Genomic DNA, 24,138 nt, shown 5'->3' with positions numbered 1-24,138 from the left:
TGACAGAACTGACAGAACTGACAAAACCGCGTGCGGTTCATAGGGACTGGTGGGTCGCGGGGTGGACGTCGTAGGTGGTTGAGGGGCGGCCTCCCTTGCTAGTGGTTTGAGCTTCTTGGAGACGGATGTGGCCGTGCTCCATGAGCAGATCCAGCGGCGCCTTAAGGTCTTTGGCGGTGGGGAATCGGCCTTGGAGTCCTCGGAGTGCGTCGCGGCGGGTGAAGGTGTCCAGACCGCGTTTTCGGATCCAGTCGAGGATGCTTCGGGCGTCGTCCAGGTCGGGGTCGGAGCGGCCCATGAGGTCGTATACGGCTAGGGCATGGTCGAGGTAGTAGCGGCCGATCTGTTCGGCGGCGTGGAGGGTGTCGGCGGTGATGGGTTGGGCGTAGCCGGTAGTGAAGGTGTGGGCGACATGGAGGAGTCCGGCGAGCCGTACGACGGCCCCGGCGAGTTTGGACGCCCAGTCCGTGATCGGGGCGAGCTGGCCGGTGCGTGGGTGCAGCCTCGGCTCGATCCAGTCCTGGAACTCGAGTAGCGCCTGCCGGGCGTCGTCGGTTAGGACGAGTTCGTGTGGCGTCTCGTGGTCGGCCAGGAGGAGGACGAGGGTGGTGAGCGCGTCGGTGTAGGTGGTCTCAATGTCCTCGCGGACGGGCGGGGCCTGGTTGTCGCGGCTGCCGACGGTGTTGACGGGGAGGCTGTAGAGGATGCGGGCGAGGACGCCCCGGTCGCGGAAGCCGGGTTGTGCGGCCAGGCCGGCCAGGGTGCCGGGCTGGGTGGTGACTCCGAGGGTGAGCGCGGGCCGTTCGATCGACTCCGACGGGCGTCCCTTGCGGTCGACCTGGAGTTTGTCGCCCGCGTGGCCTTTCAGGAACACGCCCAGGTTGGGCGCGGCCGAGTAGCGGGTGCCGGTGAGGGTGGCGAACACGTCGCCCTCGGCCGACAGCACGGCCATGCGTCCACCGTGGGTGGCGAGCAGGGAGATGCACGACTCGGGGGTGACGTCGTCGGTCATCAGCCGAGGCAGCTCCGGGACGACGATGCCCGCGGCTTCCTTGGCAGCGGCGGTCGCGTCGGCCAGCGCCGTCTGCGGTTCGGCTTGCGCGGTCTCGGCCTTCTTGGCGAGCTGTTCGGCCTTGGCCCACGCGATCCGTGACGCCAGTTCGGCTTCCACCCGGCGCTCGGCCGTCTGGTCGCGCAAGGCCTCCTCGGCGACGGACAGCGGGCCGGTCATGGCCCGGAAGACGGGCGACTTGCGCGAGCCGGGTGGCAGGGCGGTGACGGTGTAGAGGTTGACCTGCTCGACCCAGGACCGGTCGACCCGCACGAGCACCTTGCCGCCTGCTGCCGTGGACAGGCACGCCAATGCCACCGACGCGGCCAGGTCCATCGGCGTCTGGGTCGCCTCGGCGACCGCAGTCACCTGGTCGGCGAGCCATTCGGGGAACACCTCGACCGGGAACGGGCGCACGAGCCGGTCGGTCTTCAGCGGCACCGGTTCGCCGTCCCACGGCCGCCCGGCCGGCGGGGCCGTTCGATCGTGATGCATAGGTGTGATCTGGCTTTCGGTCGTGGTGCGGAGCTGGACCGGTGCGGTCGCTTCGGTGGCCCATGGGTCGTCGGCTGGCGGCTCGGTGACAGGTGGCAGGGGCGGTAGCCAGTCGGGGACTTGCGCGGCGTTCATGCGGCGGCTTCTCCGTCCTGTACGGCGTTCCGGTGCTGCTCGGCGGGTGGTCGGTCGGCGGGGCGGGGTCGGCGGGCTTCGGCGATGCGGTCGACCTGGGTCTTGGCGTAGTGGGCGCGCAGGGTGAACGCGGCGGGGGTGGCGGCGGATCTGGCGATCTGCCGGGCGGTCTCGAACCGTGCGTCCCAGTCGGCCTGTTCGGCGGCCTCGTGGGCGGTGCGGAGGGTGTCGAGGTCGCGGCGTACCCGGTCGGGCAGTTCGTCCAGGGCGGTCGCCCAGCACTCGGCGGCGATGACGGCAGCGGCCAGCTTGCGCGGGTCGTCGTCGGCCAGCGCGGCCCAGCGCGGGGTGCCGTAGGTCGGCCGGTCGTTGATGCGGGCAACCATCGCTTTGGCCCAGTCCCGCCGTGCACGGATCGCGGCGGCGTCGGTGGGGGTCCAGCGCGGGACCTTCATCAGCTCGGTTCCTTCCTCGGGTCGGTGCCATGAATCCGGCCGTGGTTCGGGTCGGGTTCGATCGGTGGTCCGGGCGCGGAGAGGGCCTGACGGAACTGACAAAACTGACAGAACTAGGGGGTTTTGTCGGTTTTGTCGGTTCTGTCATGGGGTGCACGGCCCTCCCCGCACGGGATTTCGTCAGTTCTGTCGGTTGTGTCAGGGGGTCTAGGTCGCGGCGTACGCGCACCGGTTCGCGGCCCGGAGTGCTCGGGCAGCGACGGTCAGCGCGGCCTGTGCGTCGTCGCCTTCGGTGGTCTGGGTCCACTGCGGCGCGTCCAGCTCGATCAGCTCGGCCAGGGCTCGGGTGGCGCGGTGCACGGCGCTGCTCGCGTTCGCTAGGGCTTCGGCCAGGTCGGATTCCTGATGTGCAACGTAGGCCTCGTACTCGGCGGCGATCTGGTCGCTGTCGGCCAGGTGCTCGGCGTCGGCGTGCTGGGTGCCGGTGTGCTGCGTGGTCATGCGGCCTCGTTTCGGGTGATCTCGAACAGGTCGGGTTGGGCGGTCTCGGCCCTGTTGCGGGCGGTCTTGGCGGCGCGGTGGATCGCGGTGTCGCAGGGCGCGCATAGTGCGGTGAGCCCGGCGCCGTTGACCGCGTCGGTGAGGGGGGCGAGCGGGTCGGTGGTGACGACGGCCAGGCGGTGTGCGGTGCTGTGCATGGCTCCGCAGCGCCCGAGGGTCTTGAGGTGAGCTCGGCCGCACTGGCCGGTGCACTCGCACTGCCAGGCAGCGTTGTTCATCGCGTCCCGCCAGGTGGCGGCCTCGATGTTGGGCGGCATGAACGGCTGGTACCACGGGGCGTGTTGGCCGGTCATCGGGCTGTCTCCTAGCGGTTGGTGAGGTTGGCGCGGTGGTCGAGGAGGCGGCGGCCGATCCGTTTGCGGCGGCCGGTGCCTTTGCAGCGGGGGCAGTTGCGGAACTTCTTGCCGGACGGGGAGCGGGACTTGCCGCCGCCGTTGCAGCGGGGGCAGTTGGCGAAGGGCCAGATCGCGCAGGCGAGCAGGTAGAGGCCGGTCAGGATGAGCGCGGCGAGGACGAGGACGGCGACCTGTTCGGGGCGGCTGAACGCCTCGGCGGCGTCGGCCGCGGTGGCGGCGCCGGCCAGGACAAGCCCGGAGCTGCCGAGCAGTACGGCGTGGACTGAATCAGTCACGTTCGTCACTTTCTGTAGCGATCGGTGGGTGTGGGTGGCCGGGACGGGTCACCTGTGGGTGGCCGTCCGTTGGATGGTTGTTGGGCTGGTTAGCTGGCGGTGATCGGGTTAGGTCCGTAACCTGCGCCCTGTGCGGGGCCTAATTGCGGTCTGACCTGCGGATAGTTATCGAGTGAGGTGGGTTAGCCGGGCCCGGGAACCGGCCTGATCAGGGCCGGTTTCGGGCGGTTCGCGGCCCCGGTTGCCGGGTTAACCGGCGAGCTGGTCGCCGTCCGAGCTGGCCTCGTCGTCCTGGTCGGCGTCGCGTTCCCGTCGCACGATCGCGTCACGGACGGTAGTCGGGTCGAGGGGGTAGCGGTTGCCGGTGGAGGCGACCTTGATACCGAACTCGGCCGCGAGCTGCTCGCGCAGCGCCTTGCCGGTCAGCGACTGGTACGGCGTCCAGGCCGGGGCGAGCCGCTTGAGCAGCGCGGGCACGTCCGCGATCCGCACCGGGTCCTCTCCGAGCACTTCGTCCAGGTCGGCGAGCAGGTCGCGCGATTCAATCTCGGGTCGCCGCGAGTCGCCCGGCGCGGGCAGCTCGCGCTTCTTGATCGCGGCGAGCGCCCGGTCGATGATCGGCGTGATCTGGTCGTTGCCCTCGGCACCGTCTAGGAAGTACCACTGCAACGTCTCGTACTTGGCGGCGGTGAAGCCCTTCACGATCGCCGTACCGCGGTTCTCGCCGGGGATCAGGTCGGTCGCCCGCACGCCCTGCTTGAACGCTCCCTGACCCAGCAGGCCGTCGTTGGCCACGTAGTCCTGCACGTAGAACGCGACGTTGTTGGTGCAGTTGCGGGTGACGTCCTTCGGCAGCGACGTCGCGGTCGGGGCCTGCGTCGAGACCCGGAAGTGCATGCCGCGCTTGCGGCCCAGCTTGACCAGCGCGACGGCGTACTTGGCGATCTCCTCGCCGTACTCCTCGTGCTGGAACGCCACGTGCGCCTCTTCCAGCAGACCCACCAGCGGGTGCAGACCGATGTTCTTGTCAGCGAGTTCCCGGGTCACCTGTTCGGTCTCGTAGACCTTCAGCAGGTCGCCGCGACGTTGCATCTCGTCGTGCATCTCCTTGAGGTCGTCGCGGATCTGGCGGATCGACTCGTCGTCAGCGCCCATGACGTAGCGCGAGCAACGGCGCTTGAACCGCTCGAAGTCGAAGTTCTGGTCCGGCACCCAGATCCGCATCTCCACGGTCGGGTCCAGCGCACACCCCGCCATGAACGTCTTCGACGCCGACGACTTGCCCTGTCCCGGAGCGCCACCCACGACCGAGTTGCGGCCCATCACCGGCTCTCGCAGCTCCTCGCCGCGCAACGTCTTCCCGGCCGGGACGCCTTTGAACACGTCCACCAGGCCGCCGGTCAGCAGCGGATACGCGCCGGGGCACCCGCGAGCGCGCCCTTGTCGGCCACCCACAGGTCCAGGATTCCGGCCTCGTCGCCGGTGGTCGGCCACACCTCGGAGCCGGCGCGGTGCAGGCTGGTCGCCAGCGCAACGCGGCGCTTGGAGATCTCCTCGGCAGGGACACCGCCGGGAAGCCGGATCACGGCGTGCGTGCCGCGACCCTGCTGGCGGGCGGGGGTGATGAACTGCAACTTGTAGCCCTGCTTGAGATAGCGGGTGATGTTGGCGATGCGCAGCGAATCAAGCGCTTGGGCGATGGTGGATTCATCGATCGCGGAGTCCAGCTCGACATCGGCCGTGGTGACCATCCACGCGGGCGGTTCAGCCGCGCGCTTGCCCTCGCGGAACAGTGCGATCACGGCCAGCACCGGCAGCGCGAACGTGAGCAGCGTCCACAGCACGCCGCCGAGCGCGATCATGAACCCGATCAGCGCGAAGAACCCGCCCCACACGCCCGTGAACGAACCGGAGCCGGTGAGCTTGGCGAACACCGCGATCATGAACACGATCACCGGCGTCGCGATGGTCGCGCCCACGGCGACCTTGAGCACTCCCCACGCGAGCTTCGGTGCGTCCATCAGTCGCCGGTGGCGGCGCTCGGTCGCCGCCTCCTTCGCGGCGGTCCACTCCTTCAGCGCCTCACGGTCACCGGCCGCCTCGGCGGCCTTGATCTGGCGCCGGTAGACACCCATGGTCCCGGCGTCCCAGGCCCGCTTGGCGAACGACTCCCCGCCCTTGACGACGGTGTAGGCGTAGCGGGCGGCGGCCTTGCTGCCCTGCTTGGTGCGGTCGTGGGTGCCGACCTGGACCGCGACCCGCTTGGCGACCTGCCCGGTGGACACTGCCCGGCGTACCAGCGCGCCTCGGTTGGCGAGTCGCTCGTCCAGGGCGGCGGACTCCTCCTCGGTCAGGATCTCGCCCTCGACTACCTCGGCGTCGATCACCTCACCGTCGTGAACGGTGCCGGTGCCGTCGTCGTGAACGTCGCTGGTGTCGATCCGCTCGGCGGTTTCATGAACGATCGCGGCGTCGGCTTCGTGAACGTCGTCGTGAACCTGGTCGTGAAGGTCTGCGTGAAGCCGGTGCACGTTGTCGTGGTTGGTGGTCATGACTTCCTCGCGGCGTCGTCAGTGGTGGTCTTCGTGGTGGGTGGGGTGGTGGCGTGGACGTCGAGGTAGACCCGGACGCCGACCGCACCGCGGTTGGGGTAGGACCGGTCGCCGCCGCTGGTGTCGTAGGTCGCGCGCAGCAGCGCGACGACGCGGGCGAGCTGGTCGGGTTGCCCGGACAGCCGGACTCGCACGGTCATGCCGCCACCGCCTCGGCCGAGCCGGTGTTGGGGATCTCGTGGCCGAGCGATTCCGCGACGGCCGAGAGCAGGTCACGGGCGGCGGGTGGGGTGACGGCGTTGCCGAGCTGGCGCACCTTGACTCGCTTGGAGTCACCGAGCACCACATACGAGCTGGGGAACGCCATGCCGGCGGCCACCTCGTGGGCCTCCAGCATCCGAAACAGGCAGTCCTCGACCGCGACCGGTACGCCGTACTCGAGGAGCGACTGATGCCCGGCCGTGGTCAGCGTCCGCAGCGGCTCGTTCACCGGAGTGGACATCTCCGCACCACCGGAGTTGTTGCGCATGACCAGCGCGTACCGGTCGGCGGTCGTGAACGTGCCGTGCGGGTCGGTCGTGGTGCGCGAGGTCGCGTTGCCGTAGTACGGCATCAGCAGGCCGTGGTGGTTGCCGTTCGCGGCGAACGTGTCGAACGGTGCGGCGGTCGCGGCCTTGGTGGTGTTGTTGTTGCGCAGCGGCACCACCAGCGCCTCGGACTCCGTCGTGGTCCGCGTCCGCATCACCTCCCCTGTGTGGGTCGCGGTCTCGTTCCACGTTCCGCCCGCCGGGACCAGTAGCCCGGTCTCGTTGCGGGTCGTCATCGTCCGCAGCGCGTCGCCCACCGGCGCGGCGGTCTTGCCGTCGCGTCCCTCCACCGGGACCAGCAGTTCGGCGCCGTACCGCTCCAGGCCCGCGCGAATCCGCGCCATCGTCGCCGGGGCCAGCCCTTCGGGCTTCTTCGGCGTCTTGGGCCGGTCACCGATCCGCGTACCCGGGATCGTCCAGTCGATCGCGGCAGCGGCCGGGATCCATCCCGGTTCTACGACCTGGTTGCGGCAGGCAACGTTGGGGCAGCGCCACACGTACTGCGAGCGGTAGCGGCCCCAGCGGACCTTCGGGTCCTTCCATGCCTGCATGGCGCGCACGGTCCGGTCACAGCCGGGGCAGTACGCGGCCGGGCGGGTCCACCGGTCCAGGTCTGGGCAGCCGGTGGCGCGCAGGTGCGCCACGATGTAGATCCGGTCGCGGGACTGCGGGGCAGGCTGCCCGCCGGCCTGGGCGTGCATCGAGTTCAGGTAGACGACGTGGGAGCAGTAGCCCAGCGCGTCCAGTCCGGCCCGCCACGCGGGCCACAGCACCCACTGGGCCACGTCCACGACGTTCTCGACAACGATCGCGGCGTAGTGGTGATGCTCGGCGAACCGCACGACGTCCCACATCGTCGCCCGAGACCGCTCCGCGGCCTCGTCCGGCTCTGACTCCTCGAACAGGTCCGGCGTCCGGTCCACGTTGCGCTTGCGGCCCTTGGCCTGCGAGTGGTTCGTGCACTCAGGCGACGCCCACAACACGTCCGTACGCGGGTACTTGCGTGGCTCGACCTGCGACAGGTCAGCACAGTCGTGATCGGTCATCGGGTGGTTGGTGTTGTGGGTGTCCACGGCGAGCTGCCAGTGATTCGCAGCTATCCGCACCGTGATGCCCGGCACCTGGATCGCACCGGTGCTCGAACCGCCCGCACCGCAGAACAGATCCGTCATCGTCAGCATCAGGCAGCCTTCCGCTCGTCCTGCGTCGTCGTCGTCTCGTCGCTGGCGTCGGTCGCGGCCTGCCTTGCGCTGCTAATCAGCGCCAGTCGCACGCCAGCAGCGACCTTGGACGACAGCCCGGCAGAGCAGCCGGTGGCATTTCGTGCCCAGGCAGGGGTGATGTCGTCGGCCGCCGTGCCCGGCTCGAATGCCGCGAGGGCTTCGGTCACGTAGTCGGCCAGCAGCTTTCGACCACCCTTCGCGGGAGCCTTCTTGCGTGGCTTCTGAGCCGCCGTCCTTGCCACATGCCGACGGGAAGGCACCTCGGCCAAATCGGGTGGCCGTGCGGCGCTGTGGACGCTTTCCACGCCCGCAGGACCCTCGGGAGTGTCGAGTCGCTCAGCGGCCTTCTGCGGGTCGGCCAGAGCGGCCGCATGCTCGGCCCGCAGAACCGCTTCGGTGAGCCGGTCGCGCAGCACCGGGGCGGTCTCGGCCGCGCAGAACACCAGCACCGGCGGCACCGAGTGCAGCACCACGCCGGCCACGTCACCGTGCCCGAACGACGCCCACGTGTTCATCGCGTACGTCGCGGCGAACGCGAACCGCTTCGTGCGGCCGATCCACTTGGTGTGGTCGCTGACCTGGTATCGAGCGGTGATCTGCTCCGCGCGCAGGACGGCGATCAGCACCAGCGACACCATCGGGTCCAGCAGCCACGCGGCTAGCCAAGGCAGCGAACCCACCTCCGCGCCCTGGGCGGCGAACGCCTGAACGTTCACCATGGTGAAGGCCAGACCGAGCACGATCCCGACCCACATGCACCGATCGACCTGCGTACGCACCGACTCGACCCGCAGCGCCACCACGTCCGGGTGAGTGGACAGCGCCCGCACCTGGGAGGCCTCGGCAGCGGTCGTGCGCAGCCGGGCGACGGCGGATGCCTTCTGGCCTTCGGGGTTGCTCGCGGCAACCAGCTCGTCAGTCGTCATCGAGGCACGTCCTGGTCAATCAGGAGGCGGCGTGCGTCGGCCAGGAATCCGGCCAGCACCCACAGTTCGCCATACGCGGTGGCGGCCTCGGCCGATGCCTCGCCCGGCCTGATCCACGGGGCCGGCCAGCACGTACTGCGACAGGTGCGCGAAGCGCTCGGCCAGCTCGTCCCCGATGCTGTCCGTGCTGTCGATCCCGAGCCGAGCGGCCCAGGCATCCTGCAACGCCAGCATTCGGCGGTGGCTCTCGCGGCGGTTCATGCCGCGCCCTGGGACTGGGGGTCGCGGTCGGCCAGCTCCCGGCTGACCTCCAGGACCCGCCGCTCCGCCCGGCGCACCCGACGCCGGTCCAGCACCGACAACTCCGGACCCGCGTTGACGAACGCGATCTCGGCATCCAACAGGTCCAGCTCGGCCGCGATCAACGGCCACTCCTGCTCGATCGCGGCCAGCTCGGCCGCAGTCGGCTCCTCGCCACTGACGGCCGCAAGGTGGATGATGCTCATGGGTTGTGCTCCTTCTAGCGAATGGATTTGTGCGACCCAGACGCCTCGGCGGGTGCCACCGCCGGGGCGTCACTCGTGGGATCGTGTGTGCGAGATTCAGAGGCGGCCGGTACGACGCCGGACGATGCGGTCGTCGAGGTCTTCCAGACGGTTGACCAGCGCGTGCATGTTCGCGGAGCTCGTAGGCTCCCGGCCCTGGGCCTCAGCGCGCAGATGCGCGGCCCTCAGCGCCTTGTTGACCTTGCGCGACTCAGCCCGGTCGCGCCTCTCGTCCGCCCGCTGCTGCTTGGTCAGCTTCGCCTGCTTGTTGCTCATCTGCGTCTCCTGCTCGTTCGGTCAGCTTCTCGAATAGAGCGAACCTAAGGTGCGCACCACAGTATCGATTCGCCACAGGTTGCGCAAGTGAGGTGCGGTACACTGGTTCGGTGAGTGACCTGAGGGATGACTTGTCAGTGGCAACCCGTCGATACCGACGAACCGAGTCCGCCCATGAGGAGGCTCGGAAGGAACTCATGGCGGCTGTGCTCGCCGCCTTGAGAGGAGGTGTGCCACCGACAGAGGTTGAGCGCCTGTCGCCGTTCACGGCGGCGTACATCCGCCGGGTTGCCCGCGCCGAGGGCGTCCCGCCGGCGTCGCCTGGTCCGAAGCGGGTCAGCTCCTGAGTGGTCGGCTCGTTCATGCGTCAAGCGTCGAGGCAAAACGAGCGATTGAAGTGCACTCGGGAAGCTGCGCACTTTTGTGCGCATTAGCTGTGCTCGAAGGCGGTTCACTGGAGGGACCAACAACGAGGGGAAGTGCAGATGCACGTAGGTGAGCGCATCGGGGCGTATCGCAAGCGCCGCGGTATGTCGCAGGAAGCCCTGGCCGGCCTCATCGGAATGTCGCGCTCGTGGCTGTCTCAGGTCGAGCGCGGAATCCGTGGTGTCGATCGTCTGTCCACCCTGAACGACCTCGCGACCGTACTGCGAATCGATGTTGCTGACCTGATCGGCCGTGATTGGGTACTCGCGCCCGACGCTACAGAGCACGTGACGGCGGTTGACGCCGTACGGAGCAAGCTCGCCAGCTACCACCACTTGCTAGGCGAACCGGCAATGCCGTGGCCCCTACCTCAACTCCGGAACGGCGCCGTGCAGGTCAACCAGGCCTACCAGGCAGCCAAGTACAAGCAAGCAACCGGAATGCTCCCAGCTCTCATCGAAGCCGCCGACGCTTACGACGGCTATCAGGGCCGCGATGGCCGGGAGACGCATCTCGCTCGCTGCTCGGTCTACACGGCAGCGGCAAAGCTCCTGACCAAAGTCGGCGAGAACCAGCTCGGCTGGCTGGCAGCAGACCGCGCCACCCATGCGGCCATGGCAGCCGATTCAAAGTCCGCTCAAGGAATGGCCGCGTACCAGGTGGTCATCGCTCTGCTTCGCAGCCAGCGGACCGAGGATGCCGAACGTGTTGCCGTCCGTTCGGCAGAAGGGCTGATGTCCCTAGCTGGCTCGGACGCTCCGGATGCGGTCTCGCTTGCTGGGTCTCTCTGGCTCATCTCGTCCGTTATCGCCGCTCGCCGCTCTGACCGCGGCACGTCCGCTGAGCGCCTCGCCACAGCTACGCAGCTGGCTGACCTTCTGGCGCACGACGGCAATCACTGGTGGACCGCATTCGGTCCAACCAACGTTCTGATCCACCGCGCCTCAGTCGCCGCCGAGTTCGGAGATCCGAGCGGTGTTCTGCGGGTGGCTACCGAGATCGACACCGAAGCCATGCCGGCCGGCCTCCAGGGCCGCCGTTCCCGTCTGCATCTCGACCTCGCTTGGGCGCAGACGCAAGCGAAGAACGACATGGAAGCGATCTTCCACCTACAGCAAGCCGAACGCGTCGCACCGGAGTCGATCCGCTACCACACCATCGCCCGCGAGCTCGTCCGCGAACTCCTCAAGCGTTCCCGCAAACCCACCCCCGCCCTGACCGCCATCGCAACCCGCGCAGGAGTCCTCGCGTGACCGACCGCATCCTGTATCTCGTCACCTGCGGGGCCCCCCTCGCCGCGCGTATCGAAGACGGCGTGCGAGCCGCCCGCGATCGGGGCTGGACTCCCTATGTCATTCCCACGGATGCCGCACTCCAATGGCTCGAGGAGCAGGACCTTGCCGGTGTTCCGGTCCTGACTGGCAATCGAGCGCCTGGCGATCCGAAGCGTTCTCCCAGAGCTGATGCGGTCGCCGTCGTCCCAACCACCTTCAACACACTCAATGCTTGGGCAAACGGCAACGCGGATACCTTTCCACTTACAACCCTGTGCGCAGCGCTTGGCTCTCGCACGCCGACTGTCGCCGTCCCGTTCGCAAAGGCGGACCTTGCGGGCCACCCTGCATGGCTAGCGTCGCTTGCTGTGTTGCGGTATGCGGGGGTGACGATCGTTGATCCGCAAGACGGCTCGACTTCATCACTGACCCCTGTTCGCTCTGGAACCGGTGACCGGGTCGCCCAGGCCTTTCGATGGGATTGGATCTTCGGTGAGCTCGAATCGTTTGGCAGTCCTCCAGAGAGCTAGTGCCCGCAGCATGCACTGAGTCTTGGCAAACTCCCGGCGCAGGGGCATGGTTAGGTCGCGCGTGAGTATGTCAACATATGCCCGTGGGGACGGGCGGGGGGTGTGGGTATGGATGTGGACTCTGTCATCCAAGCAGCCACAGCGATTCTTGTACCGCTTGGCACGCTCATTGGCGTGGGGAGTCGGCGCAGGCGGCTTCGTCATGAAGTTCGCGAAAATCTGTCGCTCATCAAGGAGTTGGAGCAGAACAAAGTCATTAGTCACCACTCACCAGCGGTTGCTTGGCTCCACGGGCGAGTGGCCATTGACGTCGCACGACTTGCGGGTCAACGACTGGGAGTAGCGAAGAAGCCGATTCCCTGGGGGAGCGTCAGCCTTGCTGGTGTGCTCGCGCTCGTTTTCGGATGGTGGACCTGGTATCTAGATCGAGATCAGTTCGTGTGGTACTCGGTCTTTCCGGGTGTGGTCGCCTTTCTGATGCTCGTATCCGTTATTGGAATGATTGCAAATAGAGAGCAGGCCGTTGATCCGGAGCTGCCGGAAGGCGCTGTGCCTGTACAAGCCGAGGGACTTGAGCAAGTTGCGGCACCGGTCGTGCTTGCGGCGACTGGCGCTGTCGATTCGCGATTCGATCCGGACATGCAAGTGGGTGTTTCGTATCGGTTCCTCAGAGCAATGCGAGAGGGACTGTATGAAGATGGGCTAGAGTTGGCGGATCGGAACTGGTTGTACTGCCGAGTCCAATCCTGGTTGTGGAACAACCGCTCAGAGTTTGGTGAAGACGTTGAGCGCCTTGACTCGCTGGCAGATTCGATGGTGGAGCGGAGGGATCCGGTCGAACTCTGGACCGATTTCATCGCGATTGAATCTGCCAGGTTCGTTGAGGTTTGGGGACCAATTGATCCAGACAACTACGGTGCGGCAAGTAAACGGCGACGGATTTCAGAAGACTATGACGTAGTGGTCTTGGCGCCGCTGGGCAGCAGCGGCGGTTACTACGTCGAAACAGCCACTCAACTTAGAAATGCTTTGGTCTTTGTTCTTCATAATGACAATGGAAAGTGGTTAATCTCGAACCATATCGGCAACGCGCCCCCGACTCCGGGGTGGCCGCCGGCTTGGTGGGATACGCAGGTTCTGGAAGAGGGCGAGTGAGCATGTAGCGGCCCGCCCAATCTTGAGTGGCGACGCCCCGACCTGTCGCCTGAGCACGGGAGTCGCGGGTACGGAGTCCCTCCGGCGACGATCCGCGTCCCGTGCCAAGTGGGTCGAGGATCGCCGGGAGGTACTGGAGTCTGCTTCGTCTGGAGCCTCAGGTGGTCGGTGTGGCGGTGGCTGCGGTGGTGGTGGGGGCCAGGGCTGGGAAGAACATTCCCATGGAGTTCTGCAGCACCTCGATAATGTCGGCCGGCGGGATCTCGGCATCGGGGTCGTCGGGGAGGCCCTCGACCTTGATGTCGTGCGTGTACGCATAGTGCCGGATCCCGGTGAGGAAGTCCTTGCCGAGCTGGGAGAAGACCGTGCCGAGTGCCAGGGCGTCCATGGTGAACTTCGGGACCGGGCGTGGTGTGAGTTCTGGCCAGGTCTTCGGGTCGCGCGGCGTGTCGAGGGTGAACACGTGGGAGAAGCTTCGGGCGCCGGCGTCGCGCGCGGTGAAGGCGTCCCCGAGGTTCCACTGTTCGCGGAGTGTCGCAATCAGCGACGTGTGCCGGTGCTCGTCGTTGAACACCTCGCCTTCGGGGATCCAGGGCGAGACGACGATGGCCGGAACCCGGTAACCGGAGCGATCGAAGGTGAACCCGTGCTGTCCGGCGGGAGCTGATGGGTCGGGCGGTGGGACCGCGGGAGGCGGCACGTGGTCGTAGGTACCGCCGGGCTCGTCCCATCCGACCAGCAAGGTCGTGTTCCAGACGTTTGCTCCGGTCGGGGACTGCATGCCCTTGTAGGTGTCGTAGATGCGGGCCAGGAACGCTTCACCGCCGAGGATCGACGACGGCGGGTCGAAGCTGGGGATTGCTACGCCGTGGCCGATGGCGCGCCCGCAGGCAGGGTGGTAGTCACCGTGCCCCAAGGTCAGGCACGGCTCGATGAAGGCGAAGTCGGGCAGGTTCCCGGCGGCCGCGTCTTCCTCGAACTGTGAGAACGGCACGATGTGGGTGGCGGCCTTGTCCTTGAGTCGCTGCCAGTGCGCCAGGGCGGTGCCGGACAGCCGCTGCGGTTCCGCGACGTAGATCTTCCACGACCGGCCGTGGTCGTCGAGGCGGTTGAAGATCGTTTCCGCCTGGTTCTGGAAGACGAAGTTCTTGACCGGGGCGTTGACGCTGAAGCCCGACGAGGTGGCCGCGGTCCAGAAGGATCTGTTGGGCAGGGTCTGGGACGGCACCTCGCAGAACCAGTGATCGAAGACCCCGAAGCCGCGGGCCAGCCCGTTCAGCACGGGGATCTGCTCGGGCGTGTAACCCGTCATGATCTTCGCGTACTCCTCGTACATCGGTTGCCGGCCTTCTTCGGCGGTGAAGGCGCTGATGTAGTCGGTGACGTAGCCGTCCATCGTCGGCGTCTGTCCGGGCTCGGGCGCGTTCCACGGCTCCGCGACGTCCGCGCCCACCTTGAAGCGGTTGTGCTCGTTGAGGATGTTGAAGAGTTGGGTGTTCGTGTGCGGGTATTCCTCACCCGAGTCCGGGTTCGGCGTGTCCATGTCCGAGGCAACCGTGTACGGCACGGCCTTGCGATCGGCGCCGTCCTCCGCCCATTCCGGAATCGGGTTTGAGAGGTTCTTACCGATCACACCCTCGAACGTCTTGCCGTCGTCGGGGCCGTAGAGATGCCCGAGCACGTTGTCCAGCGAGCGGTTCTCGAACAGGACCACGATCATGTGATCCATCGCTTGACTTCGACTGACCGACATACAGATGCCCCCTTGTCTGGAGAGTGACGCTGACGAGCGCTAGACCCTGGTCACCGCTGGCGGCGTCCAGGTGCCGTCGAGGGCCTCGGGTTTCGGGTAGTAGAGGCGGGCACACAGGTTGAATCCGCCCTGCGGGGCCGGGAGCCAGTTGGAGGTGCCGCTGTAGGGCGTGTCGTTCTGGATGTGGATGTCGAGCGACCCGTCGTCGTTGAACTCCAGGTCGTCGCGGTCGCCGATCGCGAACCTGTTGAGGTTGTTGGCGACCTGGAAGCCTTCCGCGTCGTAGAGCGTGAGCGACCAGAAGGCGTTCACCGGAGGCAGCTCCTGCTTGGCCAGGTGCCAGGTGTAGTGGTTGTCTCCTGTGAACGGCCGGCCTTGGTCATCGACGTAGGCCAGCGGATAGATCGCGTCGTCGGGCAGGTTCGCACCGAGGCCGATCAGCTCGACGCAGGCCCGCTGGAGGTAGTCGGTGCCGTAGTTGCCGACGTTCTCGGTCGTCATCTGCCAGCCGTTGGCGACCCGGCCGAGTCGCTTCTGGCGGTCGGTGATTCTTTGCTGGGCGGCCGGGACGGCCTTCGCCAGGGCGCCCTGCACGACCGGATCGGCTTGGTTGAGATCGAAGGTCTCGCCGACGGTGAAACCGACCCGGGCCAGCCGGTCGAGCACCGGGTAGTCCTGGATATGCGGTGCATGCTGTTGCAGCAGCTCCGACGCGTACCCGAAGAACTTCGCAGCGTCCATGGCGAACACCTGGCGGAGAGGTTCCGTCGTGTTGTCCACCGACGGGTCGACCGTGCCGACGATCTCCGCAGGCTCGCTTCCCCAGGCGGACAGGGGCACGATCTGCAGCTTGTCCTGGAACGCGTGCACCTTGTCGTACGTGGCGACGCTGGCCTCGGTCCGGCCGATGATCCAGACCCAGCTCGTCGGCGCGTCGTAGCGTCGTACGCCGGCGGGGAGATCGCCGGACCAGCCAGGCCCGACGATCGCGAAGTCGCCGGCCTCGCCGCCCGTGGTACGGGTGCCCGGACACGCGAACACCTCTCCGAACATGTCGTAGAACGGCAGCAGGTAATAGTTGCCGTCCGCGGGTGGCACCGAGACGATCCGCGGCTCCTGCCGGAGATCGAGAAACGCAGTCGAGTAGAGCGTGTCGAAGTTCGGCCGAACGACCACGCGGAAGTCGGCCGGCGGGAACGCCGGGACGTTGAGGAACGTGTCAGGCGGCACTCGCAGCGGCGTGTAACTCACCTTCTCGGTGTTGGTGACCTGCAGCCGCGTCAGGTCCATGAGGACGAGCGGGTACAAGTACGTGTAGCCCTCGATACCGATGATCTCTGCGAGCTCGCCGTCCATGATCCGGCTTCCCCTCCCGTGGTCGGATGCCTGGGTTCGGACTCTTCAGCAGTCCCGTCGGATCGGGCATCCCCCCATGCGGATGAACTCCGAGGCGCGAACGCCGAGCGCCCCATCACGCGCCGAATATCCCTCGGCACCCCCGCCTCGCCCCCCTGAGAGCTGCAAGGCGAGGGTCCACTGGAAGCGGTCCGGTGTGGGCTGCTTCTGCGCCGTCTTGCCCTGTTGGTGCCCTGGCATCGACTGGCAGCGGCGTTTTGCCTGGTCAGAGCCTAGGTTGCGGTCTGGGCTGTAAATCTGTCGGCGTATGCCTACGCAGGTTCGAACCCTGCACCCGCCACCAGCACCAAACCAGCCCCTGACCTGCGGAAACGCAGCTCAGGGGCTGCTTCGTTGTGTCCGAGTGTGTCCGGCTGGCGTCGGGTATCTACGGCCGTCCGTGCGGAATCCGTGCGGAAGTTTGCAGCCCCTAGCGCCGAGGACCGACCTGCGCGGCGCTGATCCTTCAGACTGTTGGTCATGCCTGACCCTCAGCAGCCCGCTCCGCCGGTCCTAATCAACAGCAAGCCGCGTCCACGAGTCCTTGTCCTGGGGTTCGGCACGGACGTCGCTGAGGAGCTAGCCGAGTTCATCCCAACGGTCAGGAGAGTCGATGATCTCCGCGAGGTCCGACAGGCCGAATGGGATGCTGTGGTTTCAGACCAGTTTTCACTCATGGGCGCCGATGAGCACCTGTTCGTGGTCCTCCGGGCACCAATCGAGCTCCACGCGCTCGCGCGCGGCAGTTGGACGATTGACCAGCGGTTCGACCCGGCACTGCTCGTCCAGATGGTCCAGGGCCACACTGCCGAAGAGTTCTTGCGCTACGCGGTTCCCGACAAGATCCGGCAGCTCACCCGTGAGGTGCTGGAGCCCATCGTTACGGCACGTCAACAACACACCTGCTTCTCTGTCCTCGGCGTGGACCACACGGAGGCGGACCCGTTCTTAGCGACCGCCGCCGGGCGGATGCTGGCTGGCCGATACGCGCGTCAGTCCCAGGCCGAGGTGTGGCTCCTGCCCGGCGATGTACCCGACATCGTGCCGTGGGTCAGAGCTGCGCTCGCCGAATGGCATCAGCTCGACCCGGATCGTTTCCCTGGTGTCCCGGATTGGTCTCACGAACCGCACTGGCAAACCCGTGATGAGAGACAGAAGGTGGCTGCGCTCTCGACCGTCGAGGCCGAGCGCCTGCACATCACCGCCCATCTCGACCAGCGTGCCGCGAGTCTGCACAACCGGCTCGATGCCGCACGAGGCCGAGCCGATCTGTACGAGCGGGCGCTACTGACTGCTGATTCTGACGAGCTCGTCGAAGCCGTCATCAGAGCACTCCGAGAATTGGGCTTCACCGTGGTCAACGCCGACGATCACGCGACCCCTGGCGATAACCTCGAAGACCTCCACATTTCGGACCCAGATCACAGCGCGTGGCTCGCTATCGCCGAGGTGAAGGGGTACACCAAGGGAGCGTCGACGGCAGCCTTCCAGCAACTGGCAAGATTCAACAAGCGGTACCTTCAGCGGACCGGCGCATCACCCGCGGCAGAGTGGTACATCGCCAATCAGTTTCGCAAACAGGATCCTTCGGTCCGTCAACCGATGCTGCATGGGAAGAGTGAAGACATCCGCACCTTCGCCGAAGACGGCGGGCTCATCATCGATACGGTCACCCTCTTCCGGGTACTTGAGCAAGTCCGGGCCGGAACCATCACCGGCGCTGACGTGCGGACTCATCTTCGAAGCGCTACCGGTGTGCTGACGCCACCACCGTGGTGAAGTCGTCGTGTCAGGCTCTTTGCAAGGCCGCTATTCACTGAGCCAGGTGTGACGGCACAGCATCTGATACCGCCCGACCGCAGGTTGAGCTGACGCCTCTGACTCGCAAGGCGGAGGCAGGTCAAAGACGTCAGCATTATCAACTGTGCGTCTCTTCCAGGGTTCAGGCAGCGTGCGGGTAGTCGGACGAGAGTGCTGCTTCAACGCGTCGCCGGGCCGCGTCATCCTGGCCACCGGCCTGGGAATCCTGTCGGCCGACTATGCCCTAATAGGCGCCTTAGGGGCGAATCGGTATTCTCGAATAAATGGCTTGCGCTCCGAAATCGAGGGTATCGGTGCTTGGGTGGGGCTGGGAAGTTTAGACAGCGAGCGAATATTCACAGAAGATGGTCGACTGAAGACCGTCTCGTTGCATTTGCGATCACCGGAGCCATTGAGAGTAGGAAGACAGCTCAACCTCACAATTCGACCTGCCTATCGTTACGGTCCAGGTGAGCATCCAGATGAGACCACGATCAATGAAAGAATGCTGGTTGAGACAAGGGTCTCTAGTCCACGTGACTGGGAGGATCATCTATGCCTGCACAGTGCTGTTCGTGACCTAATTCGAGTTTCCGCATGGCGAAGCTTCAACTTTCAAGACCATGAGGCGACACGGGATGATGATCCACTCCGAACCATTGACGGAACGAGCCACGGTAGGCAATGGTACAAAGTAGACACTTTTCGAACTGGAATGGCACCAAAGTCGTCGACATCCGGTCACATCGGATTTCTATTCTCTTTCGACGACATCGGTCCGACTGGTGTCGCTAAGTGGATGAGATTGAAGGAGCGAATGTCGCGCGGTATCAATCCGATCTTGCGACTGCTGGAGCTTCGAGAGGCGACAATAGAAACACATTTCGCCCAACTTGGGATTGGACTGGAAGCTCTCGGGTTCACACTCGCTCGCGACGCTGGCCTCAGTATAGAGAAGGCGGGGAATGAGTCATTCGAGCTGCGGCTCCGGAGATTGGCGGCAGATTGCCCAGGATCATTTCCCATCGATGAGGACGCATGGGTCACTGATATGCGCAGGCTGTACAACTCAGTGAAACATGCAAACCGCGCGCTTCCTGAGCCGTCAGAGTTATTCAAGGCATATTGGGAGTCTTTGTTGGTCTTCAGATACTGGATTGCTGGCCGGTTGGGTCTGCGGAAGTCGGCTCTAAAGGCTAACCTGCGAATTGATCGAATGGCGAGCAGGGTCGCGACAGGGTAGGACGGTCTGTGAGACGACTGCCATAATGTTGGGCACTAGAAAGGTGGATCGATGGAAGGAGTGTTCTGGGTAGCCGAGACTCCCGAACATCGAGTCAGGGGTCGACTCGATTTCGACGAAGGCTCGGTTGACCTTTTTGATGATGAACTGGTCAGCTGGCTTGTGACGACCCAGCACGACGGCTACCGGGAAATGACGCCTCGACTCGACAATAATATCGAGTACGTGATTTTTGGTGAGCTGGACGACGGTACCGAAGTGTCGATTCACGACGGCATCCGCGTTCCTGGCCGCCAGGAGCAAGGCAGCGTGCAATGTTTCCGATTCTTGTGCGGTCTGCGCGGCGGTCACGTTGCCCTTGATGAGCAGTACGTCGGTGCTGCCGTCAAGTTTGCTGGCGCATGGAATCGGTACATCGGTAATGCGTCTTGGATCGGCGCCCTGAATATTCCTCGCTTTGGGGACATAGAGATTGCGTTCAATGACGGGGCCACATTCGCGAACGTTCCGAACCTCTCGCAACTCCAAGTCGAGCGGTTCATCATTGGACCAATGCGGCTATTGTTGTCGCTCCTGGCTGGAAAACGTGTCGATCCAATCGAAATCTTGCTCGTGACAGCCGAGGGGCAGGCCGTATCGCTCCTGCGACCGGGCCCGGTAGTTCGCCAGGGGACTAGCCCAATCGTCAGTCTGAGGTTCGGTCTGTCAGGTCTGCAGAAGTGGTACCTGGCAATTGACAAATTGACGCCAGTCGCAGCAGTTGTCGTGAAGGCCATCACGGACTCAACTCTCGACGTTGAAACGCGAACCTTTCTATTGGCTGCCTCTTTGGAGGCCATCCATAGGGAGCTACACAACGAACTGCGAATGACGGCGAAAGAAGCACAGGCGATCCGGCGGGCAGCCGTTGCAGGCGTACCAGACGAGGCTAAAGATGTCGTCAGGATGCTGCTCCTCGGAATGGAGAAGCTGACCTTCGACGAGCGCCTACAACTGTCGCTTGGCCGACTCGAGCCTCTAACAGACGACCTGGCTGGTTCAGAAGTGATTGAGCCGGAAGGTGGTCGCCAGCGCTGGGTTCAGTCTGTTAAGGCAGCGCGGAATGGTGTTGCCCATATGAAACGGACCTCTCCGGAGGATTTACGACTGTTTGCGTCCCAAAATTACGTGCTGTATGAGAGTCTGCGGTGGGTCGTGACGGCCCTCCTCCTTAGCGAGGTGGGAGTAGGCGTTGGCGATATCACAGCCCATTTCCGCGTTCAGTCGGCCTATCACCTGTTCCGTGAGCGCGCCGTTGTCTACCTCCCCGAGGTCTATGCGGTCGACGGAGACGCCGCGCAGCCGTAGTACGTCGGCGTTCGCCGCTGGCGGCAGACTCCGCCGGAGGCGGGCCTCGGACGGAACCCGTAGTTCCGTCATGAGCTATGCGACGTGCCCGGTGCCGACCATTCGTCTTTGTATCCGTGACGATTGGACCAGCGCGCCGCAAGAGCACATAGCGCCATCCGGAGCCCAAGCGCGCGCTCTTCGGCGGCTTCGCGGTCGGGCTGGTTGTCGGCTGCCTCCACCGCGGCCGTCGCTTCGACGTAGAGCAGGACGATGCGGCGGAACGCACCACAGTCGGCTCGGACCTTTGCGGCGTAGCGGTGGGCCATCGGGCCCGCGCCCGTCACGTGCCGCTGTCCAATCGGCTACGGGGACAACCTGCTTCGCAGACCACCCGGGGGGCGGGCCGGGCTAGGTGTGGGCGGGTCCTGCGACGCCGGAGAGTCGCTCATCGCCTTATTGTCCAGTCACGGAATACGAGATCACCATCGGGATGTTCTTCGAATGGCTGACCCTTCATGGTCCACCTCCGCAGCGTGCCATGGCCGACGCCAAACAGACCCGCGGTGCGGAAGTATGCCGCGAACGGCCGCAGGCCGGCGTCCTGTTCCGCAAGGGCACCTAGCAGGCATGTCAGGAATCGACCGATGGGCTCAGGGGTGAGTGGATCGCTCGGGCTCGACGCCATATAGCCAGAGATGATGTGTTCTGGATAGAGCCCATCAGGGGCGATGTGGCCTTGTTGCATCGCCCATGTGCCAAGGTCGGCAACACACACGAAGTCCAGGCAGTCCCGCAGGTCATTGACTTGGTCTTGGTCCGCCGTGCGCAGGAGGCGACCAACGGTCTCGCTCGCAGACGTCTTCTTCTCTGGAACCTGGGCGGAGTGCGCCAGCAGGCCGTACATGATCTTCCTGCTGACGGATTCATCACTGCGGCCGAGCTGGGCAATTGAGGCGGCCGTATCGACAGCTTTCCGGATGTGTGGCGGCCGCAGGGTGGTTTTGCATTCGAAGGCCGCGAGCACTCCGGCCGCGAGGTACAGCTTCTTGTCGATCAGGCCGCGCGGGTAGTAGGGACTCAGGATTAGGACGTCAACCTGGGGACTCGTCTGGCCATTAGACGCCAGGATCCGCCCTTTCGTCACTACATGATGAGTAGAGGGCAGCCATCTCTTCAGCAGCTCAGCCCAGTTCTCCTCGCCCTGGTCGCCCGCCGTGCCTGGATCCTCGCGTGTCCGCACATAGATCCGCCGGTACTCCGCCGACATCTCCTGCGTTGCCTGACGAACCAACTCCACCAGATCGTGACTAGGCGTCATTCCGGCAGCATCGCGGATCGTTCCCACGATGGCTACCGTCTGAGTGTCGTGGGGCCCGATTCGGCAGCCACAGTGGGTAGCTGGCGTGCTGCCCGAGGCACAGCGGAATTCAATTGGCCCGCGTGCAGTCGCAGGTGCCTCGAGAGCGTCAGCCGCGTACCCAGATTCGTACCCACGGCACTCCGAGAGCCAGCGGATGCGATGAGACAGGTGCGACGAATTGGACGGCGGTGAGGCGGCGCACCTTGGCCTGCGACACGGCGCGCAGCCCCCCGGAGACGCTGTCCTGGCTGCTCATAACCCAGACGCTGGTGACGGTACGAAGCGAGTACGAACGTCGTGCGCGCCATCTCCGCCGAGATGGCGGCCGCTGCTTTTCGTCATGTCGGCGGGTAGGGGACGACGGCTGCGGCTGTGCACCCCTCCCACATGACATAGATCTCGGTCGGCAGAGGCTTGGTGAACGCTGGCCAGTACGGCAACGGCACGGCCTGATTCGGTCCTATGGTTCCGGCCACCATTTCGCGATAAGCGTCGTCGCCCATGACGTCACCCGGCTGGATCGGGCGGTCCCTGTGCCACACCAATTCGGCTGTCTCAACGCCGATGTTGCGGAGCATATAGACGTTGCCCTGCTTCTCCACCTTCCACGCGACTGCGTTCGCACGGGCCGCGGCCTCGCGCCGTTCGACGTCTGCTTGGTGCGCCCGTTCCGTCAGCTCGTTCGCGCGCCGCACCTCGTCAGCCTGGTCACGCGCTGCGTCGGCCGAGCGTTCGGCTGCGATCGCCGAGCGTTCGGCTGCGCTCGCGCTGTGCTTGGCGTAGTACGCCGCGAGGAGCGCGACCACGAGTGCCGCGGCGGAGAGAATCGCAGCCCAGAGTTCGACCGACATCGTGTGTACACCCCTTCCGTCGAGTCGAACATCGACGTAGTGCGCACCGCCGTTACGCCTGCCTACTCAATCACCTACGCCATGACTGGACTGTCCAGGGGTCCTCCGTGTGGAACTGGTGCGCAAGATTGGGCCTCGGGTAGCTTGACCGCAGGTCAGGGCAGGAGACGCCACCCCCTGTAAATCTGTCGGCGTATGCCTACGCAGGTTCGAACCCTGCACCCGCCACCAGCACGACAACAGGGCCCTGACCTGCGGAAACGCGGTTCAGGGCCTGTCTCATGCCTGGTGGCCGTAGGGGGCGGGGGGCGAGGGCTGGGTCAGGCTGGAGTGAGGAGGCAGAACTCGTTGCCTTCTGGGTCGGCGAGGACCGTCCAGGTGATGCTCTGGCCTAGGTCGATGGCGGTGGCGCCGAGAGTCCGCAGTCTGGTCGCCTCGGCCTCCGGATCGTCACCTGGGTACGGGCGGACGTCGAGATGGACGCGGTTCCACACGGTCTTCACGTCGGGCGTGCGGCGGAACTGCAGATAGGGGCCGACGCCCTTGGCGGAACGCAGTACCGCGGTGTGGTCAGTCACCTCGTGCAGTGTCCAGTCCATGGCCTGTCCCCAGAAGCGGGCCATGGCTCGCGGATCCGCGCAGTCGACCACTACCGCGGCGATCGGTCCGGTGTCTCGGTAGAGCGGTCGGGGGTCCAGCACGCAGAACTCGTTGCCCTCCGGGTCGGCCATGACCGTCCAGGGGACGTCGCCCTGGCCTACGTCGGCGGGTGTTGCGCCGAGATCCTTCAGGCGCGTGACCACCTCCGCCTGATGAGCCGCCGAGGTGGTGGCGAGGTCGACGTGCACTCGGTTCTTCACCGTCTTGGGTTCCGGGGAGGCGATGAGGTCGATGCAGACGGCGACGGGGTCGGGGTAGACGAAGCCCTCAGGTTCGAGGTTCGTCACGCCGGGGCCCTCGCTGGAGATACCCCAGCCGAGCGCCTCCGCCCAGAAACCGCCCAGGGCAGAGTCGTCCCGAGCCTTCATGTTGATTTGAACAAGCCGCGTTGCCATGGCGACGATGATAATTCGGTCGCGCGCCCGTCCTCCGCCCGGTCGGCAGTCCCCACTGTACGTCGTACTCACCCGGGGTCAGCCGGTTGTGGATAGTCCACGTCTGGTCGTTGCCCACGGCACTCACTCGCTAAACGCTATTTCTGCTGGATCGAATCGTTTGCGTGGCCGTCGAGGCTGGCACTAGCGTGAGCGAGAGTTGCATTGGGCAACTATATAATTGACCTGAAAGGCAGATACTGCATGAGATCGATCGGGCGAATGGTGGCGATGGGCGCGGCTGCGGTGGCTGTGGTTGCGGGTGGCGCAACGGTGGCCCAGGCGCAGACCCAGACCATCCACACCGTCACCTGTGCGAGCCAGGACGAGTGCATTCAGAAGCAGAACGTGTACCGGCACTACGGGTACGCGGTGTCCGACGTCTGGTACCGGGATCCGAACACGACTTGCGTTCCCGAGTGGCCCTGCGCTCTGGGCTGGCAGTTCCAGTGGGAGGAATGAGCTGACCGTTAGGCCGGCGCGTTGACCTG

General features: G+C 65.5%; 25 protein-coding genes. 7 read left to right on the top strand and 18 right to left on the bottom strand.

The window, feature by feature from the left end:
* Positions 1 to 37 precede the first annotated feature (37 nt).
* From ACGFH6_RS04730 to ACGFH6_RS04675, 12 genes are all read right to left on the bottom strand, one after another.
* A complete protein-coding gene (locus ACGFH6_RS04730; RefSeq protein WP_393380488.1) occupies positions 38 to 1,681 on the bottom strand; it encodes a YfjI family protein in 1,644 nt (547 codons plus the stop codon).
* Positions 1,678 to 2,136: a DUF2742 domain-containing protein gene (locus ACGFH6_RS04725; protein WP_393380486.1), complete on the bottom strand. Its 459-nt coding sequence runs from the start codon at positions 2,134 to 2,136 to the stop codon at positions 1,678 to 1,680. Before ACGFH6_RS04725 ends, ACGFH6_RS04730 begins: the two co-directional genes overlap by 4 nt.
* A 207-nt stretch (positions 2,137 to 2,343) precedes the next feature.
* Positions 2,344 to 2,637, bottom strand: coding sequence for a hypothetical protein (locus tag ACGFH6_RS04720; RefSeq protein ID WP_393380484.1), 294 nt, complete (start codon positions 2,635 to 2,637; stop codon positions 2,344 to 2,346).
* On the bottom strand, positions 2,634 to 2,990 hold the full coding sequence (locus ACGFH6_RS04715) for a hypothetical protein (protein WP_393380483.1): 357 nt from the start codon (positions 2,988 to 2,990) through the stop codon (positions 2,634 to 2,636). The genes ACGFH6_RS04720 and ACGFH6_RS04715 overlap by 4 nt, the downstream gene beginning before the upstream one ends.
* 11 nt (positions 2,991 to 3,001) lie before the next feature.
* The gene (locus ACGFH6_RS04710; protein WP_393380481.1) at positions 3,002 to 3,328 is read right to left on the bottom strand and encodes a hypothetical protein; all 327 of its coding nucleotides are present in this window, start codon (positions 3,326 to 3,328) and stop codon (positions 3,002 to 3,004) included.
* Positions 3,329 to 3,577: 249 nt separating this feature from the next.
* Positions 3,578 to 4,783, bottom strand: a complete 1,206-nt coding sequence (locus tag ACGFH6_RS04705) for a hypothetical protein (protein WP_393380479.1) — start codon at positions 4,781 to 4,783, stop codon at positions 3,578 to 3,580.
* Positions 4,729 to 5,880: a hypothetical protein gene (locus ACGFH6_RS04700; RefSeq protein ID WP_393380477.1), complete on the bottom strand. Its 1,152-nt coding sequence runs from the start codon at positions 5,878 to 5,880 to the stop codon at positions 4,729 to 4,731. Before ACGFH6_RS04700 ends, ACGFH6_RS04705 begins: the two co-directional genes overlap by 55 nt.
* A complete protein-coding gene (locus ACGFH6_RS04695) occupies positions 5,877 to 6,080 on the bottom strand; it encodes a hypothetical protein (protein WP_393380475.1) in 204 nt (67 codons plus the stop codon). The genes ACGFH6_RS04700 and ACGFH6_RS04695 overlap by 4 nt, the downstream gene beginning before the upstream one ends.
* Complete coding sequence (locus tag ACGFH6_RS04690; RefSeq protein ID WP_393380473.1) at positions 6,077 to 7,648, bottom strand: DNA cytosine methyltransferase; 1,572 nt, start codon at positions 7,646 to 7,648, stop codon at positions 6,077 to 6,079. Before ACGFH6_RS04690 ends, ACGFH6_RS04695 begins: the two co-directional genes overlap by 4 nt.
* On the bottom strand, positions 7,648 to 8,616 hold the full coding sequence (locus ACGFH6_RS04685; RefSeq protein ID WP_393380471.1) for a hypothetical protein: 969 nt from the start codon (positions 8,614 to 8,616) through the stop codon (positions 7,648 to 7,650). Before ACGFH6_RS04685 ends, ACGFH6_RS04690 begins: the two co-directional genes overlap by 1 nt.
* 257 nt (positions 8,617 to 8,873) lie before the next feature.
* Positions 8,874 to 9,122 (bottom strand): DUF6284 family protein, encoded by a 249-nt coding sequence (locus ACGFH6_RS04680; protein WP_393380469.1) that lies wholly within the window; start codon positions 9,120 to 9,122, stop codon positions 8,874 to 8,876.
* A gap of 96 nt (positions 9,123 to 9,218) precedes the next feature.
* Positions 9,219 to 9,437, bottom strand: a complete 219-nt coding sequence (locus ACGFH6_RS04675; RefSeq protein ID WP_393380468.1) for a hypothetical protein — start codon at positions 9,435 to 9,437, stop codon at positions 9,219 to 9,221.
* Between the two features lie 485 nt (positions 9,438 to 9,922).
* On the opposite strand from ACGFH6_RS04675, the gene ACGFH6_RS04670 reads away from it, so the two are divergent.
* The 3 genes from ACGFH6_RS04670 to ACGFH6_RS04660 all read left to right on the top strand — a co-directional run bounded on the left by ACGFH6_RS04670 (position 9,923) and on the right by ACGFH6_RS04660 (position 12,822).
* The gene (locus tag ACGFH6_RS04670) at positions 9,923 to 11,116 is read left to right on the top strand and encodes a helix-turn-helix domain-containing protein (RefSeq protein ID WP_393381152.1); all 1,194 of its coding nucleotides are present in this window, start codon (positions 9,923 to 9,925) and stop codon (positions 11,114 to 11,116) included.
* Positions 11,113 to 11,667 carry a flavoprotein gene (locus ACGFH6_RS04665; RefSeq protein ID WP_393380466.1) on the top strand — a complete coding sequence of 185 codons (555 nt, stop codon included), beginning with the start codon at positions 11,113 to 11,115 and terminating at the stop codon, positions 11,665 to 11,667. Before ACGFH6_RS04670 ends, ACGFH6_RS04665 begins: the two co-directional genes overlap by 4 nt.
* 108 nt (positions 11,668 to 11,775) lie before the next feature.
* On the top strand, positions 11,776 to 12,822 hold the full coding sequence (locus ACGFH6_RS04660) for a hypothetical protein (protein ID WP_393380464.1): 1,047 nt from the start codon (positions 11,776 to 11,778) through the stop codon (positions 12,820 to 12,822).
* A 157-nt stretch (positions 12,823 to 12,979) separates the two neighbouring features.
* Here ACGFH6_RS04660 and ACGFH6_RS04655 read toward each other — a convergent pair whose 3' ends face one another.
* Positions 12,980 to 14,551, bottom strand: coding sequence for an alkaline phosphatase family protein (locus tag ACGFH6_RS04655; protein ID WP_393380463.1), 1,572 nt, complete (start codon positions 14,549 to 14,551; stop codon positions 12,980 to 12,982).
* 63 nt (positions 14,552 to 14,614) lie between these two features.
* The gene (locus ACGFH6_RS04650) at positions 14,615 to 15,931 is read right to left on the bottom strand and encodes a DUF1254 domain-containing protein (RefSeq protein WP_393380461.1); all 1,317 of its coding nucleotides are present in this window, start codon (positions 15,929 to 15,931) and stop codon (positions 14,615 to 14,617) included.
* Between the two features lie 714 nt (positions 15,932 to 16,645).
* Between ACGFH6_RS04650 and ACGFH6_RS04645 the strand changes: the two genes are divergently transcribed.
* The 3 genes from ACGFH6_RS04645 (at position 16,646) to ACGFH6_RS04635 (ending at position 20,360) form a co-directional block, all read left to right on the top strand.
* The gene (locus ACGFH6_RS04645) at positions 16,646 to 17,749 is read left to right on the top strand and encodes a hypothetical protein (RefSeq protein WP_393380460.1); all 1,104 of its coding nucleotides are present in this window, start codon (positions 16,646 to 16,648) and stop codon (positions 17,747 to 17,749) included.
* 145 nt (positions 17,750 to 17,894) lie between these two features.
* Complete coding sequence (locus ACGFH6_RS04640; RefSeq protein WP_393380459.1) at positions 17,895 to 19,013, top strand: hypothetical protein; 1,119 nt, start codon at positions 17,895 to 17,897, stop codon at positions 19,011 to 19,013.
* Positions 19,014 to 19,064: 51 nt separating this feature from the next.
* On the top strand, positions 19,065 to 20,360 hold the full coding sequence (locus tag ACGFH6_RS04635; RefSeq protein ID WP_393380457.1) for a HEPN domain-containing protein: 1,296 nt from the start codon (positions 19,065 to 19,067) through the stop codon (positions 20,358 to 20,360).
* A gap of 68 nt (positions 20,361 to 20,428) precedes the next feature.
* Here the strand turns inward: ACGFH6_RS04635 and ACGFH6_RS04630 are convergent, their stop codons facing one another.
* The 4 genes from ACGFH6_RS04630 to ACGFH6_RS04615 form a co-directional block, all read right to left on the bottom strand.
* On the bottom strand, positions 20,429 to 20,668 hold the full coding sequence (locus ACGFH6_RS04630) for a DUF6221 family protein (protein WP_393380456.1): 240 nt from the start codon (positions 20,666 to 20,668) through the stop codon (positions 20,429 to 20,431).
* A 119-nt stretch (positions 20,669 to 20,787) separates the two neighbouring features.
* A complete protein-coding gene (locus ACGFH6_RS04625; RefSeq protein WP_393380455.1) occupies positions 20,788 to 21,687 on the bottom strand; it encodes a DUF6602 domain-containing protein in 900 nt (299 codons plus the stop codon).
* Positions 21,688 to 22,040: 353 nt separating this feature from the next.
* Positions 22,041 to 22,553, bottom strand: coding sequence for a hypothetical protein (locus tag ACGFH6_RS04620; protein WP_393380454.1), 513 nt, complete (start codon positions 22,551 to 22,553; stop codon positions 22,041 to 22,043).
* A 320-nt stretch (positions 22,554 to 22,873) separates the two neighbouring features.
* A complete protein-coding gene (locus ACGFH6_RS04615) occupies positions 22,874 to 23,608 on the bottom strand; it encodes a VOC family protein (RefSeq protein ID WP_393380452.1) in 735 nt (244 codons plus the stop codon).
* 243 nt (positions 23,609 to 23,851) lie between these two features.
* Between ACGFH6_RS04615 and ACGFH6_RS04610 the strand changes: the two genes are divergently transcribed.
* The gene (locus tag ACGFH6_RS04610) at positions 23,852 to 24,109 is read left to right on the top strand and encodes a hypothetical protein (RefSeq protein WP_393380451.1); all 258 of its coding nucleotides are present in this window, start codon (positions 23,852 to 23,854) and stop codon (positions 24,107 to 24,109) included.
* Positions 24,110 to 24,138: the final 29 nt, after the last annotated feature.

The sequence above is a fragment of the Kribbella sp. NPDC049227 genome (assembly GCF_043197265.1).
Taxonomy (GTDB): domain Bacteria; phylum Actinomycetota; class Actinomycetes; order Propionibacteriales; family Kribbellaceae; genus Kribbella.
The sequence above is the reverse complement of the archived record's forward strand: the minus strand, read 5'-3'. Positions and strand labels throughout refer to the sequence as shown.